The 18,937-nt window shown below is 49.7% G+C and carries 20 protein-coding genes and 1 tRNA gene; 9 read left to right on the forward strand and 12 right to left on the reverse strand.

The window, feature by feature from the left end; all coding sequences use genetic code 11:
- Positions 1–41: 41 nt before the first annotated feature.
- The gene (yccA, locus tag ACLJZ5_RS12205; RefSeq protein ID WP_000374046.1) at positions 42–701 is read right to left on the reverse strand and encodes an FtsH protease modulator YccA; all 660 of its coding nucleotides are present in this window, start codon (positions 699–701) and stop codon (positions 42–44) included.
- 394 nt (positions 702–1,095) lie between these two features.
- Here yccA and ACLJZ5_RS12210 point away from each other — a divergent pair.
- Positions 1,096–1,183, forward strand: a tRNA-Ser gene (locus tag ACLJZ5_RS12210).
- A 135-nt stretch (positions 1,184–1,318) separates the two neighbouring features.
- Here ACLJZ5_RS12210 and pipA read toward each other — a convergent pair.
- Together pipA and pipB are read right to left on the reverse strand one after the other, a co-directional pair.
- Positions 1,319–1,999, reverse strand: coding sequence for a type III secretion system effector protease PipA (gene pipA, locus ACLJZ5_RS12215; protein ID WP_000938182.1), 681 nt, complete (start codon positions 1,997–1,999; stop codon positions 1,319–1,321).
- Positions 2,000–2,221: 222 nt separating this feature from the next.
- Positions 2,222–3,097, reverse strand: a complete 876-nt coding sequence (gene pipB / locus ACLJZ5_RS12220; RefSeq protein WP_024797276.1) for an SPI-2 type III secretion system effector PipB — start codon at positions 3,095–3,097, stop codon at positions 2,222–2,224.
- Between the two features lie 217 nt (positions 3,098–3,314).
- On the opposite strand from pipB, the gene ACLJZ5_RS12225 reads away from it, so the two are divergent.
- A complete protein-coding gene (locus ACLJZ5_RS12225) occupies positions 3,315–3,635 on the forward strand; it encodes a hypothetical protein (protein ID WP_077913993.1) in 321 nt (106 codons plus the stop codon).
- Between the two features lie 9 nt (positions 3,636–3,644).
- Here the strand turns inward: ACLJZ5_RS12225 and sigE are convergent, their stop codons facing one another.
- Complete coding sequence (sigE, locus tag ACLJZ5_RS12230; protein ID WP_000444724.1) at positions 3,645–3,986, reverse strand: type III secretion system chaperone SigE; 342 nt, start codon at positions 3,984–3,986, stop codon at positions 3,645–3,647.
- 16 nt (positions 3,987–4,002) lie between these two features.
- The gene (gene sopB, locus ACLJZ5_RS12235; RefSeq protein ID WP_023261099.1) at positions 4,003–5,688 is read right to left on the reverse strand and encodes an SPI-1 type III secretion system effector inositol phosphate phosphatase SopB; all 1,686 of its coding nucleotides are present in this window, start codon (positions 5,686–5,688) and stop codon (positions 4,003–4,005) included.
- Between the two features lie 332 nt (positions 5,689–6,020).
- On the opposite strand from sopB, the gene ACLJZ5_RS12240 reads away from it, so the two are divergent.
- Positions 6,021–6,191 carry a YlcI/YnfO family protein gene (locus ACLJZ5_RS12240; RefSeq protein ID WP_001111006.1) on the forward strand — a complete coding sequence of 57 codons (171 nt, stop codon included), beginning with the start codon at positions 6,021–6,023 and terminating at the stop codon, positions 6,189–6,191.
- Here ACLJZ5_RS12240 and ACLJZ5_RS12245 read toward each other — a convergent pair whose 3' ends face one another.
- The 4 genes from ACLJZ5_RS12245 to hprR form a co-directional block, all read right to left on the reverse strand.
- On the reverse strand, positions 6,192–6,302 hold the full coding sequence (locus ACLJZ5_RS12245) for a hypothetical protein (RefSeq protein WP_000174815.1): 111 nt from the start codon (positions 6,300–6,302) through the stop codon (positions 6,192–6,194).
- A gap of 108 nt (positions 6,303–6,410) precedes the next feature.
- The gene (locus ACLJZ5_RS12250; RefSeq protein WP_020898652.1) at positions 6,411–7,880 is read right to left on the reverse strand and encodes a C69 family dipeptidase; all 1,470 of its coding nucleotides are present in this window, start codon (positions 7,878–7,880) and stop codon (positions 6,411–6,413) included.
- A gap of 172 nt (positions 7,881–8,052) precedes the next feature.
- Complete coding sequence (locus tag ACLJZ5_RS12255) at positions 8,053–9,417, reverse strand: heavy metal sensor histidine kinase (protein WP_024797275.1); 1,365 nt, start codon at positions 9,415–9,417, stop codon at positions 8,053–8,055.
- Positions 9,410–10,090: a response regulator transcription factor HprR gene (gene hprR, locus ACLJZ5_RS12260; protein ID WP_000698207.1), complete on the reverse strand. Its 681-nt coding sequence runs from the start codon at positions 10,088–10,090 to the stop codon at positions 9,410–9,412. The genes ACLJZ5_RS12255 and hprR overlap by 8 nt, the downstream gene beginning before the upstream one ends.
- A 135-nt stretch (positions 10,091–10,225) precedes the next feature.
- Between hprR and hiuH the strand changes: the two genes are divergently transcribed.
- Positions 10,226–10,636, forward strand: a complete 411-nt coding sequence (hiuH, locus tag ACLJZ5_RS12265) for a hydroxyisourate hydrolase (RefSeq protein WP_000833182.1) — start codon at positions 10,226–10,228, stop codon at positions 10,634–10,636.
- A 332-nt stretch (positions 10,637–10,968) separates the two neighbouring features.
- Here the strand turns inward: hiuH and ACLJZ5_RS12270 are convergent, their stop codons facing one another.
- From ACLJZ5_RS12270 to hpaR, 3 genes are all read right to left on the reverse strand, one after another.
- Positions 10,969–11,481: a 4-hydroxyphenylacetate 3-monooxygenase reductase subunit gene (locus ACLJZ5_RS12270; protein ID WP_001195556.1), complete on the reverse strand. Its 513-nt coding sequence runs from the start codon at positions 11,479–11,481 to the stop codon at positions 10,969–10,971.
- Between the two features lie 17 nt (positions 11,482–11,498).
- Positions 11,499–13,061 (reverse strand): 4-hydroxyphenylacetate 3-monooxygenase, oxygenase component, encoded by a 1,563-nt coding sequence (gene hpaB, locus ACLJZ5_RS12275; RefSeq protein ID WP_000801496.1) that lies wholly within the window; start codon positions 13,059–13,061, stop codon positions 11,499–11,501.
- Between the two features lie 217 nt (positions 13,062–13,278).
- The gene (hpaR, locus tag ACLJZ5_RS12280; RefSeq protein ID WP_000543920.1) at positions 13,279–13,719 is read right to left on the reverse strand and encodes a homoprotocatechuate degradation operon regulator HpaR; all 441 of its coding nucleotides are present in this window, start codon (positions 13,717–13,719) and stop codon (positions 13,279–13,281) included.
- A gap of 274 nt (positions 13,720–13,993) precedes the next feature.
- Between hpaR and hpaG the strand changes: the two genes are divergently transcribed.
- The 5 genes from hpaG (at position 13,994) to hpaH (ending at position 18,935) form a co-directional block, all read left to right on the forward strand.
- Positions 13,994–15,283 (forward strand): 4-hydroxyphenylacetate degradation bifunctional isomerase/decarboxylase, encoded by a 1,290-nt coding sequence (gene hpaG, locus ACLJZ5_RS12285; RefSeq protein ID WP_000679216.1) that lies wholly within the window; start codon positions 13,994–13,996, stop codon positions 15,281–15,283.
- Positions 15,280–16,746: a 5-carboxymethyl-2-hydroxymuconate semialdehyde dehydrogenase gene (gene hpaE / locus ACLJZ5_RS12290; protein ID WP_000723524.1), complete on the forward strand. Its 1,467-nt coding sequence runs from the start codon at positions 15,280–15,282 to the stop codon at positions 16,744–16,746. The genes hpaG and hpaE overlap by 4 nt, the downstream gene beginning before the upstream one ends.
- A gap of 1 nt (position 16,747) precedes the next feature.
- On the forward strand, positions 16,748–17,599 hold the full coding sequence (gene hpaD, locus ACLJZ5_RS12295; protein ID WP_000516978.1) for a 3,4-dihydroxyphenylacetate 2,3-dioxygenase: 852 nt from the start codon (positions 16,748–16,750) through the stop codon (positions 17,597–17,599).
- Between the two features lie 9 nt (positions 17,600–17,608).
- On the forward strand, positions 17,609–17,989 hold the full coding sequence (locus ACLJZ5_RS12300; protein WP_001119849.1) for a 5-carboxymethyl-2-hydroxymuconate Delta-isomerase: 381 nt from the start codon (positions 17,609–17,611) through the stop codon (positions 17,987–17,989).
- A gap of 142 nt (positions 17,990–18,131) precedes the next feature.
- Positions 18,132–18,935, forward strand: a complete 804-nt coding sequence (gene hpaH, locus ACLJZ5_RS12305) for a 2-oxo-hept-4-ene-1,7-dioate hydratase (protein WP_000884795.1) — start codon at positions 18,132–18,134, stop codon at positions 18,933–18,935.
- Positions 18,936–18,937 lie beyond the last annotated feature (2 nt).

Raw genomic sequence — 18,937 nt, forward strand, 5'->3', positions numbered from 1 at the left:
TAAAGCCCTGCATAAGCAGGGCTGGAAGAGGGGAATGTCGATTAGTCGCGGCTGGCGAAGCCCAGAATGCTGAGCAGGCTGACAAAGATGTTGTACAGCGAAACGTACAGACTGACGGTCGCACGAATATAGTTGGTTTCACCGCCGTGAATGATGTTACTGGTTTCATACAGGATAGCGCCCGAGGAAATCAGGATAAACACCGCGCTAATCGCCAGGTGCAATGCAGGTAGTTGCAGGAAAATATTCGCCACCATACCAATCAGCACGACGACGATCCCGGCCATTAACATACCGCCCAGGAAAGACATATCCTTACGGGTGGTCAGAACGTAAGCGGAGCAGCAGAAAAATACTAACGCGGTACCACCCAGCGCCAGGCCAATGACATCGCCCATGCCTGCTGACAGATAGGCGTTAAGAATCGGGCCCAGGATATAGCCGAGGAAGCCGGTAAACGCAAAAGCAGACAGGATACCGACCGGCTTATTGGCGGTTTTATAGGTCAGGAACATCAGCCCATACATACCGACCAGCGTCAGAATCAGGCCGGGGGAGGGCAGCATCAGTACCGTACTGGCTGTCGCGGTAATTGCGGAGAAAGCCAGCGTGAGGCTCAACAGAAAATAGGTGTTGCGCAGTACTTTGTGCGTACTCAGTAGCGAGCTACGATCACGCGATGATGTAATGATACGATCCATTAGTCACTCTCTTATGACAGATGTAATTAATAAAGGAGAATAATAAAAACAGTCACTGTCACCCAGTGGTTTTACCCATCTTTACGCATTCGTTTACGTTTAGTTTCCTTAAGAGATTTCAGGTGATTACCGTCGTTAAAACGGTCTGCTCATGCCTGGCGCTACGCCATAAAACAGGCGGCAGCGCCAACTACGCGCTACCGATAAAAAATTGATAATCACAGAGGTAAAACAGTGGGGACGATCAACACGTATTAAGCCAGTTTTTGTGTTGAAGAAATGGTCAATGTGCCGCTATTTCAGGCAATTAACGAAATTTTGCCTGTTTTTCACGCAAACGAACACATTCGGTCTTTACATGACGCACCGGGATGTTTATAGTGCGCCTCATTCCGGAAGTGTGGCCGAGCGGTTGAAGGCACCGGTCTTGAAAACCGGCGACCCGAAAGGGTTCCAGAGTTCGAATCTCTGCGCTTCCGCCAGATTAAACAAGGGGTTACCGAAAGGTAACCCCTTTGTTTTTTGGCGCTTAGAATATAGTTAGAAAATACTGCCAGAACATTTCCCGAAAAAACGGACTACGCGGGTTTTTAGTTTCTTTTCGTTTCCTGATGTGTCTATTTATTGAAGATGTAGACCATTCTGGGAGGTGAAGGATGCCCCATCTCTTTCAGAATAATGTTGGTATATTCGACAACAGGGCCTCTTGGATGATTTTCTTCTTTATCCTGAAGATGGGTCAGTGCATGTACAACTTCATGAATAAATGAACGTTTTGTGTCAAAAAGTTGTCTTCCTTCGTTACTTTCATAATGTTCGGTATATGAATCATCAGAATCGTCCAGATTGAGACAAATAACTTTCCTGCCTTCTGAAAGTTTGAAGTGTTCCTGAGCCACGGTAGTTTCAAAGGCTTCGCCTGCCCCCAGTAGCCAGCGCTGCTCCACATCATGTAGTTCTTTTTCATATGCGTAATTCATCAGTCTGCGGAATGTTTCGCTTTGGGTGTACGCATTTTGAAGTACGGAGGATAGTTCATCGTAGCATTCGTCATAAGTGTCGTCATCAATCTCTGTATCAGGGTCTATTCCACCCGCGCCTGAGATAAGGTACTCCACCACACACTCTGGCTCCAGACGGAATTCACTGTTTATGGCAAGGCTGTCATGAGCAAGGCGTAGCCGTGAGGGGTTTGGTGCATGTTCGGGAATATCGGGGAAAACAGGTGTATCTGCGGTATTTAATCCATATGTGGATACTCCGCTTTGAGGTATTAATCTGTAGGTGACCGGAAGCATAATTTCTTATTCCCTGACTACAATTATGAATTATTTAAATTAAACAATAATAGTGTTTTTAGTTAATGTGCCACATACAGATAACGCTATGATTCAGACAAAACCAACAAGTAATACGCTGAAAATGTTATTTATAATGAAGCTTAGGGGCGGGGTTTGTTTAATAAAACAAGGGGGGCTTCTGTTTGAATACTTCTTGTTTATAAAATCCTTTTATCTCGACTAAAATATTGGATGGGGGAAAAGCGTTTTATCATTGTAATCCGGGAGTGGAGTAGGGGTATGTTGACTACCTGTCAGATCGGCTCCTGTTAATGCTTTCGCTAAAGTTAGAGCTATCTTATCTAATTTTGCACCATTTAGTTTGGTGTCAGTTAAGTCTGAGCCGAATAGAATTGCAGCGGTTAAGTTTACACCGGACATGTTAGCGCAAGTCAGGTCTGCGTGAGTCAGGTTTGCTTTAGTCATGTTTGAACCCATTAGATTTACAGCGTGTAGATTTGCACAACACAAATTTGCACCGACTAAATTTACATTAGAAAGAGTTGTTTCACGGAAATCTGCATTAGAAGCATCTATTTTTGACAAATCTTCCCCCTGGAAATCTTTATGAGCCAGGTTTACTCCGCGCAGGTTCAGAAAACCATCCTCGGTTATAAGTGAATCAGGCTGTTGTATATTATGTTTACTCATCAGCTTTAACATTCGACATACATTCCAAAATTTCTCGCTATCAACGTTATCCGTTACAGTTTTTCCATTTTTGTTCACCTCAATAATGACCATGGGATCCGTATTTTCGGATGCTGCTCCACATGACAGACATATAGTACACCCGTTGACATCCTCAAGAAATATTTTATTACCATCGAAGAAAGCATCTTTATTTACATATAATAATGATGTGGTCAGTTTTCCAATTACCTCCTGAAAGCATCTTTCATTGCTTCTTCTTACTCCACCACAGGTAAAAAAATTGACAAACCATTCCAGTATACCGCGTGGTGAAGTTGCACTTTTCATTGCTTCTTTCGTACCGGTACCGGCCGCATGCAAATATCTTAATATATTTTCTGGGGACGCGTTAGTTATTGGCATTTTGATTCCTTCTTATGGAAGTGAGTCGACTCCTTATAGGTGTGAGTCAAGTCACATTTATACAAGGAATAATAAAAAAAGATATAAGGTGATTTTTGTATTTAGAGCTTTGGTTGAGTATGAGTAGGTGTCTGGCATCTGACAAGAGGCGATGATATCTGCCATAACGGTGAAGCAGAAGTAATATCACCCGTGAATAATAAGATTATCCTTGTTATTGACTTCCTTCATTTCCAGCATAGCTTACGCTTCATCATCATTGAATAAACAATTAAGTTTGTTGAGCGAAAATTTACTTAAAGAAAAAATAATAAGTACCAATATTTTTTGCAGTATTTTAACTTATAGCAGAATAAATGTGCGTAGATGGCGTAAAAACCTGAGGAGCAGGAATACTTACACACTAAAAATGCTCCCGCAAACAGAGCAAAATGAGAAAGAGGAACGTTTGCCCCTTACATTTCCACCAAAGATTCTGGTTTTGTCTCTTGTAAAGGGCATACGTATCGCGTTTTATCTCATTAAGAAAGTATGTTGACGTATTAAATTATGCATAATGCTCTTTCAATTGCTTCACGTTTGAAATGAATAATTCAAAACCAGTGAGCGCCTCTTCTTCGGTACTGGTTTGCGGCAAGCGATAAAGCGCCACTAAAGCAGTATTGTCTGCGTCAGCGCCGATAGTGACGGCGCTGGTGTAGTTAAGACGTAAAAAATGCTGCAAAGTCAGGATGTCGTCAGGCAATGGCATAAAGGGACAGCACATTTCCAGTGTATGATCGGATTCATTAAAATAAACCTGTATCCCATCATCAATGATAAGCAGTGGCTCATCTTCTGGCGCATCCAGGCCTAACGCGTCATATAAACGATTTAATAGACTTTCCATATAGTTACCTCAAGACTCAAGATGTGATTAATGAAGAAATGCCTTTTACTGACTGCCAAATATTTTCATCCCCAACTCGTTTTTGATAGGAAAGATTGAGCACCTCTGGCGATAAATTTTTCATTACTTTGTTTCCCGCCCCGCCCGTATTTTGTTTCTGAATCTCCAGGTTACCGCTATTCAGTAATACTTTTTGGAAAATTTTCTGTCCACCGCTATCCGGAAGACTACCAGGCGCACTTAACATATGGGTCTGATGTAAAGAAATGTGCTCTCGCTTGATTTCTGAATCCATCATTCCTGTACGATCTTTGCCGCTTTTACAATTCCAGGCGGGCACCGCGTCAATTTCATGGGCTAACATGGCAAGGCGTTGTGCGAGTTTATAGGGTTCGCCGCCATCTTTATGATGTTGGTTATTTTTCCAGATATCCTTAATCTGGCGCGCTAATGTATTGACGACCTCATAATTATCCGGGTATTGCGCCAGCCATTCGCCAACCCAGCCACCTGGTCTGGCTTCAGGGCGTAAATCATTGCCTAATAACTGATGTAGCGCTTCGGCATTATATCTATCCGATGCTTTAAGGCCAAAGCCGAGCTTGAGCGCCAGCTCATTAACACCCACATTAAATGCGGCGACGTCCGGTTTTATTTTTACCGTCTGTAGATCGCCATCTTTATTGCGGATTTTTAAATGAATCATTTTTCCCGGCTGGGTCAACGATTGCCATGCGCGCATTTGATCCTCGACCATCGTTCCCTCTTTGCCGAAAATATTCGACGCGGTGAGTAACCCGACGGATACCAGTTTCAGGCTTACCGCTTCGCCCGCTAAGGCTCTGTTAAGCAACTCAGGTTTACTAAAAAGTGCCGCAGTTAATACTTCTTTGGCTTTGTTTTCAGCGCCGACCTGACGCAGAAGCGGATCTTTTTCATGATAGGGGGAAAGCACGCCATGACGTATCCCGCAAAAGAGCGTTTTATCTTTACCGTCCTCATGCACACTCACCGTGGACATCCACAAATTATTGGCGTGATGAATATTCCTGGTATCCCAACTGCATACGCCCTTTCCCTGATAAGCACTGGGAAAGATATCTTTTGCGCCGATTTTCATCTCTGCGGCAGGGAGCTGCGTGTTGGTATAGTGATGCCCGTTATGTGTGAGTGTATTTTTTATGGTTTGCCAGGGCTGGTTATTAAGCTGCTTGACCTGAGCATCTCTAAACGCTACTGCCGCAAAGCGATGAGCTTCTTTTGCAGGTAAGCCATCCTGCTGCTGAGTGCGTGCTGCAATAAGTTCGATAAGATTTTTCTTCAATGCTTTTGCCGCGGCTTCTTCTTGTTTTGTTGCTGGCCGGTCCGCTTTAACTTTGGCTAACTCCATTTGGTTTGCCATTGACGTTAGAACCGGGTCTTGTTTACCCAGAACGGTTGCCGCGACGGTAAGAAGATCGCGCTGTAAGTTATAGATGTCATGCAGGGAGTGGTTAGACGTCTTCTGATGCTGTAGATAATTCCCCCATGTCGCGCCGGGTTCTCGCAGGACAATAATTTCCGGGCGAACGTCGGGCGCTTTAGCCGGCGCTTTGCCCTGGCCTGAGAGAATCTGCATTCCGTTGTATAAGGTTTTTTGTAGGCTTTTAAAAGCCTCTTGGGTTTTTAGTGAAGCTGAGTGATAGAAGCTCTGTATTTGCATAGCGTTTTTAATATTCCTGAATAGGGGAGTGGGAACATTCAACAGGGTTAACAACCCTTTAAAAGGATGTGACTTTTATGCACCAAGAACTTTAAAAAAATGTCCTTTTTAATGAGGAAACACTTCTGATCAGGCGGGGAGGCATCCTGACGTCCATACGTAGTGGCGATCATGGGGGGAGATCGGTACATCAAATGTTCATAAAATCTACAAACTTCACAATTTATGGCACAACTTTTATTGAAAACCCACCTTCTTGACTCAGATCAAATTCACCGATTTACTCCTGCGTAAAGTAACGGCGTTACATCAAATGTTATACAGGTGTGTGTATGCCAGCAAAGCCCCGGACAAGTAAGACCGTGACGAAGAATATTCGTTTTTCCTATTCCATGCTTGAACAGATAGAATTCGCGTTGAAATCTGAAAAGACGCGGAATTTTTCAGCATGGGTAAAAGAGGCCTGTCGGGAAAAGTTATGTAACACGGGACATAAGTTGTAGTTATCGTTTTATGCGAGAGGAGGCGGCCATTTTGAAAAGAACAACGTGCTTATATACCTCCTGGGTTTTTGCCGCTTTTGTCTCTCTGCTGATATTTGCCTGGAGTGTCATAAACTATCCTCTCTATGAATCCATAATAATTATTGTCTTTTATATCTGGCTAATTCTGGTGCCGCTTTATCTTATTGTGTATGAGTGGCTAATAGATTGTCATTGAATTTATGGTTGCGTACTTGAAAAGTGATATTTCATATCTGTGCGGTAAGTCATTGTCGTAATAATATTATTGGTCAGGCGACGGGCGAGCGTCTGCGCATTTTGCATCGTTTTATCTTCAAAATTTTGCAGTAAGCGTTGCGCTTCTTTCGGATGCGACGCATATAATCTCAGATAGCTCTGTTCCATCTTATACTGCTGCTTAGCTGTTTGCTGTTCAAATGTTTTCCAGGCGTGTTGCACATCTGGCGCAAACGCATTGTAGTCCTGCATAACCAGCGTTTGCAGCGTGCGGAATGTCCAGTAGGTAGAGTCGTTGCTCGCCCGATCGGTTCCTTTATCATCTCCGGGTTGATAATGACGCATTCCCTGATAATAGGGGAGATAGACGCTAAGAGATGGCATTCCATAGGCGATGTATTCTACGTTGCCGATAGCCTGCGGTAATTTCGGTCTGACCTGTAAAATATGTGACTCCTGGGTACGAAAAACGGATATGGGTCGCCATGGTTCTTGTGGGTTATGACTGGCATAAGGGTCGTGCGACGTTCCCTGGTAGTGATTGCGTAACGCATTTTTTACTGCCGCCACGCTAATTTTCGTTATCGGCGTTAAAAAAACAGGAAATGTTTTCCCTTCGCTAACGACCGTATCCAGATGCGGATTAAACTGATGTTGTAGCGTCCAGACGCGCGGATAATTATAGGTGGTATCGTTTTTGTTATCCTGCGAATAGGCTTGATGAAAGTCGAATTCGCCGCGGGCCGGATCATATAATCCCTGCTTTTTCGCAAAGCTTACTAACGTTGGTGACGCCATATAATTCGCGTTATCATTCGGATCGTAATGGCGTAAACGTCCCTGATTGGCGGAAACGAAATAGCTATCTGCCGGAAGTCGTACTGCCAGCCATTGATGACCGCTTCCCGTCTCCAGATACCATATCTCTTTGCTATCAATAAACGCGACGCCGAAACCTTCGCCAGCGCCTTTTTGTTCAATAATGTCTCCCAGTAATTTGGCGCCCTGACGCGCCGATTGCGCCACTGGCAGGATCACGGACTCAATGGCGTCTTCCGTGATTCCCGTTTTTGTCACGTAAGGATCGGCAGCCAGCGCCGCTCTGCCGTTATAAATGGTTTCCGTTGCGCTCATTCCGACGCCCGCCGAATTGAAACCGGCTTCACCCATGGCGTTATCGTTAGTATCAAAGTCATGAATCGCCGTATAGCGCATCGCTGTCTCCGGAAGCGGCCAGCTAAAATTGTTCCGATGTGCTTTATACTCGCCTTGTTGATGAAACGCGACGGGATGAATAACCTTATGCTTGGCGTTATTTGCCGAGCCATCCTCGTTGCGCGCGATAATGAAGGAGCCATCAGCCGAAGCCTGATTGCCTACCAAAAGGGTAGTACAGGCGATGACTTTACCCATACCCAGCAGCGTAACGGCGAATGCAAGATACTTTTTCATAAAGGTTCCCACTGAATAACGCGTTATGGGATGAATTGACCCTGGATTGGAAACCGAGAAAGTGATCGAGCCAGCAATATTCTTTGCCGGCATCCTTTATTTTATTTTTATTGAGGTTGTATTGATAACCACAGCTCTGTGGCAGGGAAGGGAAACAGAACCTGTACTGACCTTAGCTATCACCGCTATCGGGCAGACGAACCGAAAAGATATTATGTTCATCGGCATAGCGGTAAGATGCCGAACCACCGTGTAATAGAGCAATCGCGTTAACCAACGATAGCCCCAGGCCGAAACCGGCAGTGTGGCGGGCATTATCTCCTCGCCAAAAACGCCGGAAAAGCTTACCCGCATCGGCGGGGTGGCTGCCCGGATTAGCGATCCGAATTTCTGCAACGTTATCATCATAAGCGCTTTCAATACGTATCACGGCGTTTTCATCAGAATAACGGATGGCATTCGTCAGCAGGTTTGAGAGTACTCTTTGTAATAATATTTCGTCAGCCCATACCGTTCCCTGACATTGATTTATAAAACAGATGCGCTTCTCCTCGGCAAGGGGGCTAAGATAATCCAGCATATTTTCGACCAGCGCATTGAGCGAAACAGGCTGTTTTTTTACCGCTATATTCTGGTGCTCCGCGCGTGCCAGAAAGAGAATATTTTCTGTCAGTCGCGACAGTCCCTCCAGCTCTTCAATATTATCGACAAGGGCTTGTTGATACTCTTCGGCGCTGCGTTCCTGACTCAGCATCACCTGATTCTTCCCCAGTAAAATATTAACCGGCGTGCGCAGCTCATGCGCCAGATCGTCGGCAAATTGGTTCAGGCGTTCAAAATCGTCGGAAAGCTTCTGGCGCATAGTATTTAGCGCTTGTCCAAGCGGCCTGAGCTCGACGGGTAACGCCTGTTCCGCCAACGGCTGGCGAAGTGTGCCGCTATCTGTCGCCGCGGTGAGTCGGCTGAGCGACGTAATGGCCCGCAGCCCGTTTCTGATGACTAATGGACTGAGCGCCGAACAGACGAGGATCGCGATAAGGCTAATCAGCAAACTGTTGCGGCGATATTGCGCCAGCATTTGCCGCCTTTCCGTCGCCAGCCTGGCAATAGTAAGGGTCAGCGGGTCATCGCCGCTTCTGGCGTTTACTCGTACCGCGGTCAGCTCCGTGCCTTGCACCGCCTGGCGAAATAAGGTTTCGCGGGTGATGTTTTTAGCCAGCGGAATCTCGTTAAAGCGTTGGTCGGGGATACCACTATGATTAATCGCAACATTGTGGCCTGTTGCTGAATGAATCAATAAGATATCCTGCTTCGTATCCACCATCCTATTGAAATAGAGCGGCAGATTTTCCGGCCTGGCGCCATCCAGTAACAGTTGCTGCATTTGCGCCGCCCGATTTATTAGCGTCATATCATCCCGATACGTTAATTCTTTGCTCAGCGCGTTATAGAGCGTCCAGCTAATGCCGGTACAGGCGAGGATAAGGATGGCGATAAAAGAAATTGTCAGGCGCAGCGTCATTGATAACTTAACCATTCTGCGACGTTTCCGCCTGTAATCGATAACCCATCCCCCGGACGGTCATAATGAGCTTCTTTTCAAATGGATCGTCTACTTTGGCGCGCAGCCGACGAATCGCGACATCAACGGTGTTGGTTTCACTATCAAAGTTAATTCCCCAAACCTCGCTGGCGATCGCGGTTCGGGGCACGATTTCTCCTGCCCGGGACGCCAGTAACCAGAGGAGCAGGAATTCTTTGCGGGTCAGGGAAATCGGTTTGCCATTTCGTGACACCGATTGCTTTGTGGCATCCATGTCCAGACCATTGATCGTCAGTCGAGTAAAGACCGGGACATGCTGTCTGAGTTGAGCTCTCACCCGGGCCAGCAGTTCGGCGAAGGAAAAAGGCTTAACAAGGTAATCATTAGCGCCCGCCTCAAGACCTTTGACGCGATCCTCAACCGAGTCGCGCGCCGTCAGGCAAATAACAGGGGATTGATGCGCAGTGCGTAACGCGCGTAAAACCTGCCATCCATCAAGCCCCGGTAGCATAATATCAAGAATAATCAATGAATAATGTTCCTGAAGGGCCAGGTGTAATCCGTCTCGTCCATCACAGGCATAATCAACCACATAGCCTGCTTCCGTGAGTCCCTGACGTACCCACTCAATGGTTTTCTGGTTATCTTCAATCAATAAAATCTTCATCGACGCAGTATGCCATAGGCTTGTTAGCGAATCCGTAAATCTCCAACAAGATGACATAATTGTCATGTCCGTGTAAGGTTAATCCTGGACGCGCCAGATATATTTTCCTGCATCAATACCGTAAAGGAGTGAAGCATGAAACGATATATACTGGCTACCGCGATAGCATCTCTTGTTGCAGCCCCGGCAATGGCGCTGGCCGCTGGCAACAATATTCTCAGCGTACATATTCTCGATCAGCAAACAGGCAAACCGGCGCCCGGCGTGGAGGTGGTACTGGAGCAGAAAAAGGATAACGGATGGACGCAATTAAACACCGGGCATACCGACCAGGATGGACGTATTAAAGCACTGTGGCCCGAAAAAGCTGCCGCGCCGGGGGATTATCGCGTTATTTTTAAAACCGGCCAGTATTTTGAAAGTAAAAAACTGGATACGTTTTTCCCGGAGATTCCCGTCGAGTTTCATATCAGCAAAACGAATGAGCACTATCATGTGCCGCTGTTATTAAGTCAGTATGGTTATTCAACCTATCGCGGGAGCTAATTTAGAGCCCATCCCATTAGGGCTATTTTACTTGCCATTTTGGACCTGGGCAGTGCTCGCCAAAACGCGTTAGCGTTTTGAACGCCGCTTGCGGCGGCCCGAAGGGCGAGCGTAGCGAGTCAAACCTCACGTACTACGTGTACGCTCCGGTTTTTGCGCGCTGTCCGTGTCCAAACTGGCTGCGCCAATAACGCCTGGTGGGATAGGCTCTTAGATTGTATTAATCGCCGCGATTTATGGCGAGCAAACATCGCGGCGGGAATAAAAATCTTCAGCGTATCGACTCTTCTCCCACAAGCGGTGGTTATCCCGCTTGTGGGCATGAGTGACGGTTAAACAGGCGCTTCCATCTCAAGTCTGACCGGATGAAAACGGCGTTTGAAATAAATCAGGCCATGCCCATCCTGGCTAAGAATAATATTTTTGATCGCCACCAGATACACCAGATGCGTGCCAATGGTTTGTACCTCGCTGATCTCGCCTTCAAGACCGGCCAGCGCGCCGTTAAGTACCGGCTGGCCCAGCGGCCCGTTTTGCCAACATGGCTGGTGAAAACGCTCTTCCATCGCCATCCCCGTCATACCGGCAAAGTGGCGCGCCATCAGCTCCTGCTCATGGTTAAGTACATTAATGCACAGCCTGCCGTTGCCCTGAAAAACGGGGTTCATGGCGCTATTGGCATTAATACATACCATCACGGAGGGCGGCGTATCGGTGACGGAGCAGACCGCTGTTGCGGTGATACCGCAGCGTCCGGCGTGACCCGCCGTGGTTACGATGTTGACCGCTGCCGCCAGACTTGCCATCGCATCGCGAAAACGCAGACGTTGTTCATCTACTTGCATGAGAACCTCCTGCCGCGTTATTTCAGCAGCTTATCCAGTTGATTGATGTCGTCGTTATTGTGCAAATGCGAAACCGTCCAGCCATTCTGATCGTATTCGGAGAGGCAGCGATCGACCATTGCCATCATCTTATCCATATTGCCGGAGCTCTGGGCCTGACGCAGGCACTGCAGACGAATTTCATCCTGGCTGCCCGAGTAGTTAATCTCGTACAGCTCATGGCGACCGCCGAACTCGCTGCCGATGGCATCCCACATCAATTTAAGAATTTTGATACGTTCAACATGGTCCATTCCGTTAGAGCCGCGTACGTATTTCGCCAGGTACTGGTCGATTTGCGGATTATTCAGATCGCGGGCGCTGGAAGGCAGGTAAATCAGGCCGCTGGTAACGTTACGTTCAATAATATTTTTAATTTTCGCGTAGGCCATTGGGGCCATCACACGATAGGTTTGCAGCGCGGCGTGGTCCGGTAGCCAGGCGCCGTTTACCCACGGGGTTGCTTCAGAACACATAGAATCGCTCAATGCCCAGAACATATTGCGCCACGCCACGACTTCGCCGAGATCGGCCTGCACGCCCCGGAACTCTACGGTACCCGTACATTCGAGCGATTTTTTCAGCAGCGCGGTAATGAAATCAAGTTTAACCGCCAGACGAACACAGGCTTGCAGTGGATACATACGGGCAAAGCCGCCTTCCATCGTCCAGCGACGGCAACGATCGAAATCACGGTAAATTAATACGTTTTCCCACGGGATCAACACCTTGTCCATCACCAGAATGGCATCGTTTTCATCAAAGCGGCTGGAGAGTGGATAATCAAACGGCGAGCCCGTCGCGCCCGCGACCATTTCATACGAGGCGCGCGAAATAAGTTTTACGCCTTCGGCATCCATTGGCGCGACAAACATCAGAGCGAAATCTGGGTTTTCGCCCATCACCTGGGCTGAGCCGAAACCAATCATGTTGTAGTGAGTCAGGGCGGAGTTAGTGGCGACGACTTTCGCCCCGCTGACAATAATCCCGGCGTCCGTCTCTTTCTCCAGCTTGATATAGACGTCTTTCACTTCGTCGGCAGGTTTGTGGCGGTCAATGGGCGGGTTGACGATAGCATGGTTAAAGTACAGGCCGGTCTCCTGAATACGGGTGTACCAGTTGCGGGCGTTCTGCTCAAACTGGCCGTAGAAGGCTGGGTTAGCGCCCAGAGCGCAGCCAAAGGCGGCTTTGTAATCCGGTGTGCGTCCCATCCAGCCGTAACTCAGGCGTGACCACTCGGCGATAGCATCACGCTGTTGGCGCAGATCGTCTGCGCTTTTCGCCACGCGGAAAAATTTATGCGTATAACCGCCGCTGCCGGTATCGGTATTCCAGCACAGGGTATCTTGCATCGACGGTTTATGTAATGCGTCATACAGTTGTGCGACAGAGGCTGCGGCATTGCGGAATGCCGGATGTGTCGTAACATCTTTAACGCGTTCGCCGTAAATATAAATTTCCCGCCCGTCCTGCAGGCTTTTTAAATACTCTTCGCCCGTTAACGGACGCTTGTTATCAGTACGAAAATCTTCAGGTTTCATTGCGGCCTCTTCCTCGTTAATCGGAATGTTTTGTTAATAATATGTTTCTTATTTGTTGTTTAATTGAATAGGCAGAAGCGTAAACTGTGAAGAGACTTTCAGGACAACGGCGGGTACTTTTCAGATGAACGTCGAAGAAGAAGAGTAAAATGCGATCGCCGTCAACGTTGTAAGCGGGAGGGGATTCCCGCGTCGGCGGCGTGGGAAGGTAAGAATACTATGCTTCCGCTTCGCTATCAGGATGCTGGCGTCCCAGAGCAATAAGATCGTCCAGCAGCAGCATCAATTGCTGTGTTTTTTCGGGCGTGAAATCGGCCTCAATTTTTCGATAAGCCTCTTCTACCTGGCTTCGGGCACGGGCGTACAACGTTTGTCCCTGCTCCGTCAACATGACATATAACTTACGCTGATCGTTAACCGGCTTGAGTCGCAACACCAGTCCGTCTCGCTCCATGCGCGTCAATATTCCGGTCAGACTTGGACGCAAAATGCAGGAACGAAAGGCCAGCTCGTGAAAATCCATAGAGGGGCTATCGGCCAGGATTCGCACAATGCGCCATTGCTGGTCGGTCAGATTGTGGCTTTTAACGATGGGGCGGAAATAGGTCATTGCCGCTTCGCGCGCCTGAAGCAATGCGATGGTTAATGAATCATGCATAAGCGTTTCTCTTTTGCAGAATTATTAATACCTGAATAATCGTGTTTACCGATGTGAGCTATGACATCTGTTTTATGTCCAAAGTTTAACAGAAACAAGGGGTTTTATTTAACTATTTGATATATATGTGTTTAATAATAAATTTGTGAAAATATTGTTAATCACATCACAAATGCTTTACTTCAGCTTGCTAAATGTACAGCGAAAGCATAAATCTAATCATTAATATATTAATGAAATCACAGCCCGTTAAATCGGCCTGAGGAGTTTATGTATGAAGGGTACTGTTTTCGCCGTTGCGTTAAACCATCGCAGCCAGCTTGATGCCTGGCGAGAGGCTTTCTCTCAGCCTCCCTATAATGCGCCGCCTAAAACCGCAGTGTGGTTCATCAAGCCGCGTAATACGGTGATTCGTCACGGCGAACCCATTCCTTATCCGCAGGGAGAAAAGGTACTGAGCGGCGCGACAGTGGCGCTCATTGTGGGGAAAACCGCCAGCCGGATACGCCCTGAAGCGGCGGCGGACTATATCGCCGGGTATGCGCTTGCTAACGAGGTCAGCCTGCCGGAAGAGAGCTTTTATCGCCCGGCGATTAAAGCGAAATGTCGCGATGGCTTTTGCCCGTTGGGTGAAATGGCGCCGCTGAGTGATGTGGATAACCTCACCATTATCACTGAAATCAACGGACGAGAAGCGGACCACTGGAATACTGCCGATTTACAGCGTAGCGCCGCACAACTGCTTAGCGCGTTAAGTGAGTTCGCTACGCTTAACCCTGGCGATGCGATCTTACTCGGTACGCCGCAGAATCGCGTTGCGCTGCGTCCCGGCGATCGGGTGCGTATTCTGGCGAAAGGTTTACCCGCTCTGGAAAATCCGGTTGTCGCAGAAGATGAATTCGCCCGCCACCAGACGTTTACGTGGCCGCTGTCAGCGACGGGAACGTTATTTGCGCTGGGGTTGAACTACGCCGATCACGCCAGCGAGCTGGCATTTACGCCGCCGAAAGAGCCGCTGGTATTTATCAAAGCGCCAAACACCTTTACCGAACATCACCAAACGTCGGTGCGCCCGAACAACGTCGAATATATGCACTACGAAGCCGAACTGGTCGTGGTGATTGGCAAAACGGCGCGTAAGGTGAGCGAAGCCGAAGCTATGGAGTATGTGGCCGGTTACACCGTCTGTAACGACTACGCGATCCGCGACTATCTGGAAAACTACTACCGTCCGAATCTGCGGGTAAAAAGCCGCGACGGCCTGACGCCGATAGGCCCGTGGATTGTGGATAAAGAGGCGGTTTCTGATCCGCACAACTTGACGTTACGCACCTTTGTTAACGGTGAGCTGCGCCAGGAAGGGACGACCGCCGATCTGATCTTCAGCATCCCGTTCCTGATTTCTTATCTGAGCGAATTTATGACGTTGCAACCGGGCGACATGATTGCCACCGGTACGCCGAAAGGGCTGTCCGATGTGGTGCCGGGGGATGAAGTTGTCGTTGAAGTAGAAGGCGTGGGTCGCCTGGTTAACCGAATCGTCAGTGAGGAGAGCGCAAAATGAAGAAAATAAATCATTGGATTAACGGCAAAAACGTTGCAGGTAACGACTACTTCCAGACCACTAACCCGGCGACCGGTGATGTGCTGGCGGAAGTAGCCTCCGGCGGTGAAGCAGAAGTGAACCAGGCTGTCGCGGCGGCAAAAGAGGCGTTCCCGAAATGGGCCAACCTGCCGATGAAAGAGCGCGCGCGCCTGATGCGTCGTCTGGGTGACCTGATTGACCAGCATGTGCCGGAAATCGCGGCGATGGAAACCGCCGACACCGGTCTGCCTATTCACCAGACTAAAAACGTGCTGATCCCGCGCGCCTCGCATAACTTCGAATTCTTCGCCGAAGTGTGCCAGCAGATGAACGGCAAGACCTACCCGGTTGACGATAAAATGCTCAATTATACGCTGGTGCAGCCCGTCGGCGTCTGCGCGCTGGTGTCGCCGTGGAACGTGCCGTTTATGACCGCGACCTGGAAAGTTGCGCCGTGCCTGGCGCTGGGTAACACCGCGGTGCTCAAAATGTCCGAGCTGTCGCCGCTGACTGCCGACAGGCTGGGCGAGCTGGCGCTGGAGGCAGGAATTCCGGCAGGCGTGCTGAACGTGGTGCAGGGCTACGGCGCGACGGCGGGCGATGCGCTGGTACGCCACCATGACGTGCGTGCGGTGTCGTTTACCGGCGGTACCGCCACCGGTCGCAATATCATGAAAAATGCCGGGCTGAAAAAATACTCGATGGAGCTGGGCGGCAAATCGCCGGTGCTGATTTTTGAAGACGCCGACATTGAGCGCGCGCTGGACGCCGCGCTGTTCACCATCTTCTCGATCAACGGCGAACGCTGCACCGCCGGGTCGCGCATCTTTATCCAGCAGAGCATTTACCCTGAGTTCGTGAAGCGCTTTGCCGAACGCGCGAATCGCCTGCGTGTCGGCGATCCGACGGACCCGAACACCCAGGTCGGCGCGCTGATTAGCCAACAGCACTGGGAAAAAGTCTCCGGTTATATCCGCCTCGGCATTGAAGAGGGCGCAACGCTGCTGGCGGGCGGTGCGGAAAAACCCACTGACCTGCCTGCGCATCTGAAAGGCGGTAACTTCCTGCGCCCAACCGTGCTGGCCGATGTCGACAACCGTATGCGCGTTGCGCAGGAAGAGATCTTTGGGCCGGTCGCCTGCCTGCTGCCATTCAAAGACGAGGCGGAAGGGTTACGTTTGGCGAACGACGTCGAATACGGTCTGGCCTCTTATATCTGGACCCAGGACGTGAGCAAAGTGTTGCGCCTGGCGCGTGGGATTGAAGCCGGCATGGTCTTCGTCAACACCCAGAACGTCCGCGACCTGCGCCAGCCGTTCGGCGGCGTGAAAGCCTCCGGTACCGGGCGCGAAGGCGGCGAATATAGCTTCGAAGTGTTTGCGGAAATGAAAAACGTCTGCATCTCAATGGGCGACCATCCTATCCCAAAATGGGGAGTTTGATATGGGCAAGTTAGCGTTAGCAGCAAAAATTACCCACGTGCCGTCGATGTATCTTTCTGAACTGCCAGGAAAAAATCACGGTTGTCGTCAGGCAGCCATTGATGGGCATATTGAAATTGGCAAGCGTTGCCGCGAAATGGGCGTTGACACCATTATCGTATTCGACACCCACTGGCTGGTGAATAGCGCTTACCACATTAATTGTGCCGACCATTTCCAGGGCGTCTATACCAGCAACGAATTGCCGCACTTTATTCGCGACATGACCTATGACTATGACGGTAATCCGGAGCTCGGCCATCTGATCGCCGACGAGGCGGTCAAACTGGGCGTGCGCGCTAAAGCGCACAACATCCCGAGCCTGAAGCTGGAGTATGGCACGCTGGTGCCGATGCGCTACATGAACAGCGACAAGCACTTCAAAGTGGTCTCCATCTCGGCGTTCTGTACTGTTCATGACTTTGCCGACAGTCGCAGACTGGGCGAAGCCATTCTCAAGGCGATTGAGAAATATGACGGTACCGTAGCGGTATTCGCCAGTGGTTCTCTGTCGCACCGTTTTATTGACGACCAACGGGCGGAAGAAGGGATGAACAGCTACACCCGCGAGTTCGATCATCAAATGGATGAGCGCGTGGTCAAGCTGTGGCGCGAAGGCAAATTCAAGGAGTTTTGCACCATGTTGCCGGAGTACGCCGACTACTGCTACGGCGAAGGCAACATGCACGACACGGTCATGCTACTGGGAATGCTGGGGTGGGACAAATACGACGGCAAGGTGGAGTTCATCACCGACCTGTTCGCCAGCTCCGGTACCGGCCAGGTAAACGCTGTTTTCCCGCTGCCTGCGTAAGGGGTGTTTATGCCGCACTTTATTGCTGAATGTACTGAAAATATTCGCGAGCAGGCTGATTTACCCGGCCTGTTCAGCAAGGTAAACGAGGCGCTGGCCGCCAGCGGGATTTTCCCCATCGGCGGTATCCGCAGTCGCGCCCACTGGCTGGATACCTGGCAGATGGCTGACGGTAAGCATGATTACGCGTTTGTGCATATGACGCTGAAAATCGGCGCCGGGCGCAGCCTGGAGAGCCGTCAGGAAGTTGGCGAAATGCTGTTTGGGCTGATTAAAGCCCACTTCGCCGACCTGATGGAGAACCGCTATCTGGCGCTGTCGTTTGAGATTGCCGAGCTACATCCGACGCTCAATTACAAACAAAACAACGTACACGCGTTATTTAAATAGCACACTCTTTCGCCCGGTGGCGCTGCGCTTACCGGGCCTACAAAAAAACGATGCACGAAGCAATACCGAACCGTAGGCCGGGTAAGACGCACCCGCGTCGCCACCCGGCACAGCAGCACCGAATGACGTAACAGGAAACACTATGCTCGATAAACAGACCCATACCCTGATCGCCCAGCGACTTAATCAGGCTGAAAAACAGCGCGAACAGATTCGCGCAGTGTCGCTGGATTATCCCAACATCACTATTGAAGATGCCTATGCCGTACAGCGTGAATGGGTCAATATCAAGATTGCCGAAGGGCGCACGCTCAAAGGCCACAAAATCGGCCTGACCTCAAAAGCGATGCAGGCCAGCTCGCAAATCAGCGAACCGGATTACGGCGCGCTGCTTGACGATATGTTCTTCCATGACGGCGGCGATATCCCCACCGACCGTTTTATCGTCCCGCGTATTGAAGTGGAGCTGGCGTTCGTGCTGGCGAAACCGCTGCGCGGCCCTCACTGCACGCTGTTCGACGTCTACAACGCCACGGATTATGTGATTCCGGCGCTGGAACTGATTGACGCCCGCAGCCACAACATCGACCCGGAAACCCAGCGTCCGCGCAAAGTGTTCGACACCATTTCCGACAACGCCGCCAACGCCGGGGTGATCCTCGGTGGTCGTCCCATCAAACCAGACGAGCTGGATCTGCGCTGGATCTCCGCGCTGCTCTATCGCAACGGCGTGATCGAAGAAACCGGCGTCGCCGCAGGCGTGCTGAATCATCCGGCCAACGGCGTGGCGTGGCTGGCGAACAAGCTTGCCCCCTACGATGTCCAGCTTGAAGCCGGGCAGATCATCCTCGGCGGCTCGTTCACCCGCCCGGTGCCGGCGCGCAAGGGCGACACCTTCCATGTCGATTACGGCAACATGGGCGCGATCAGTTGCCGGTTTGTGTAAGG

This window comes from Salmonella sp. 5800, from assembly GCF_046558195.1.
GTDB lineage: Bacteria > Pseudomonadota > Gammaproteobacteria > Enterobacterales > Enterobacteriaceae > Salmonella > Salmonella enterica.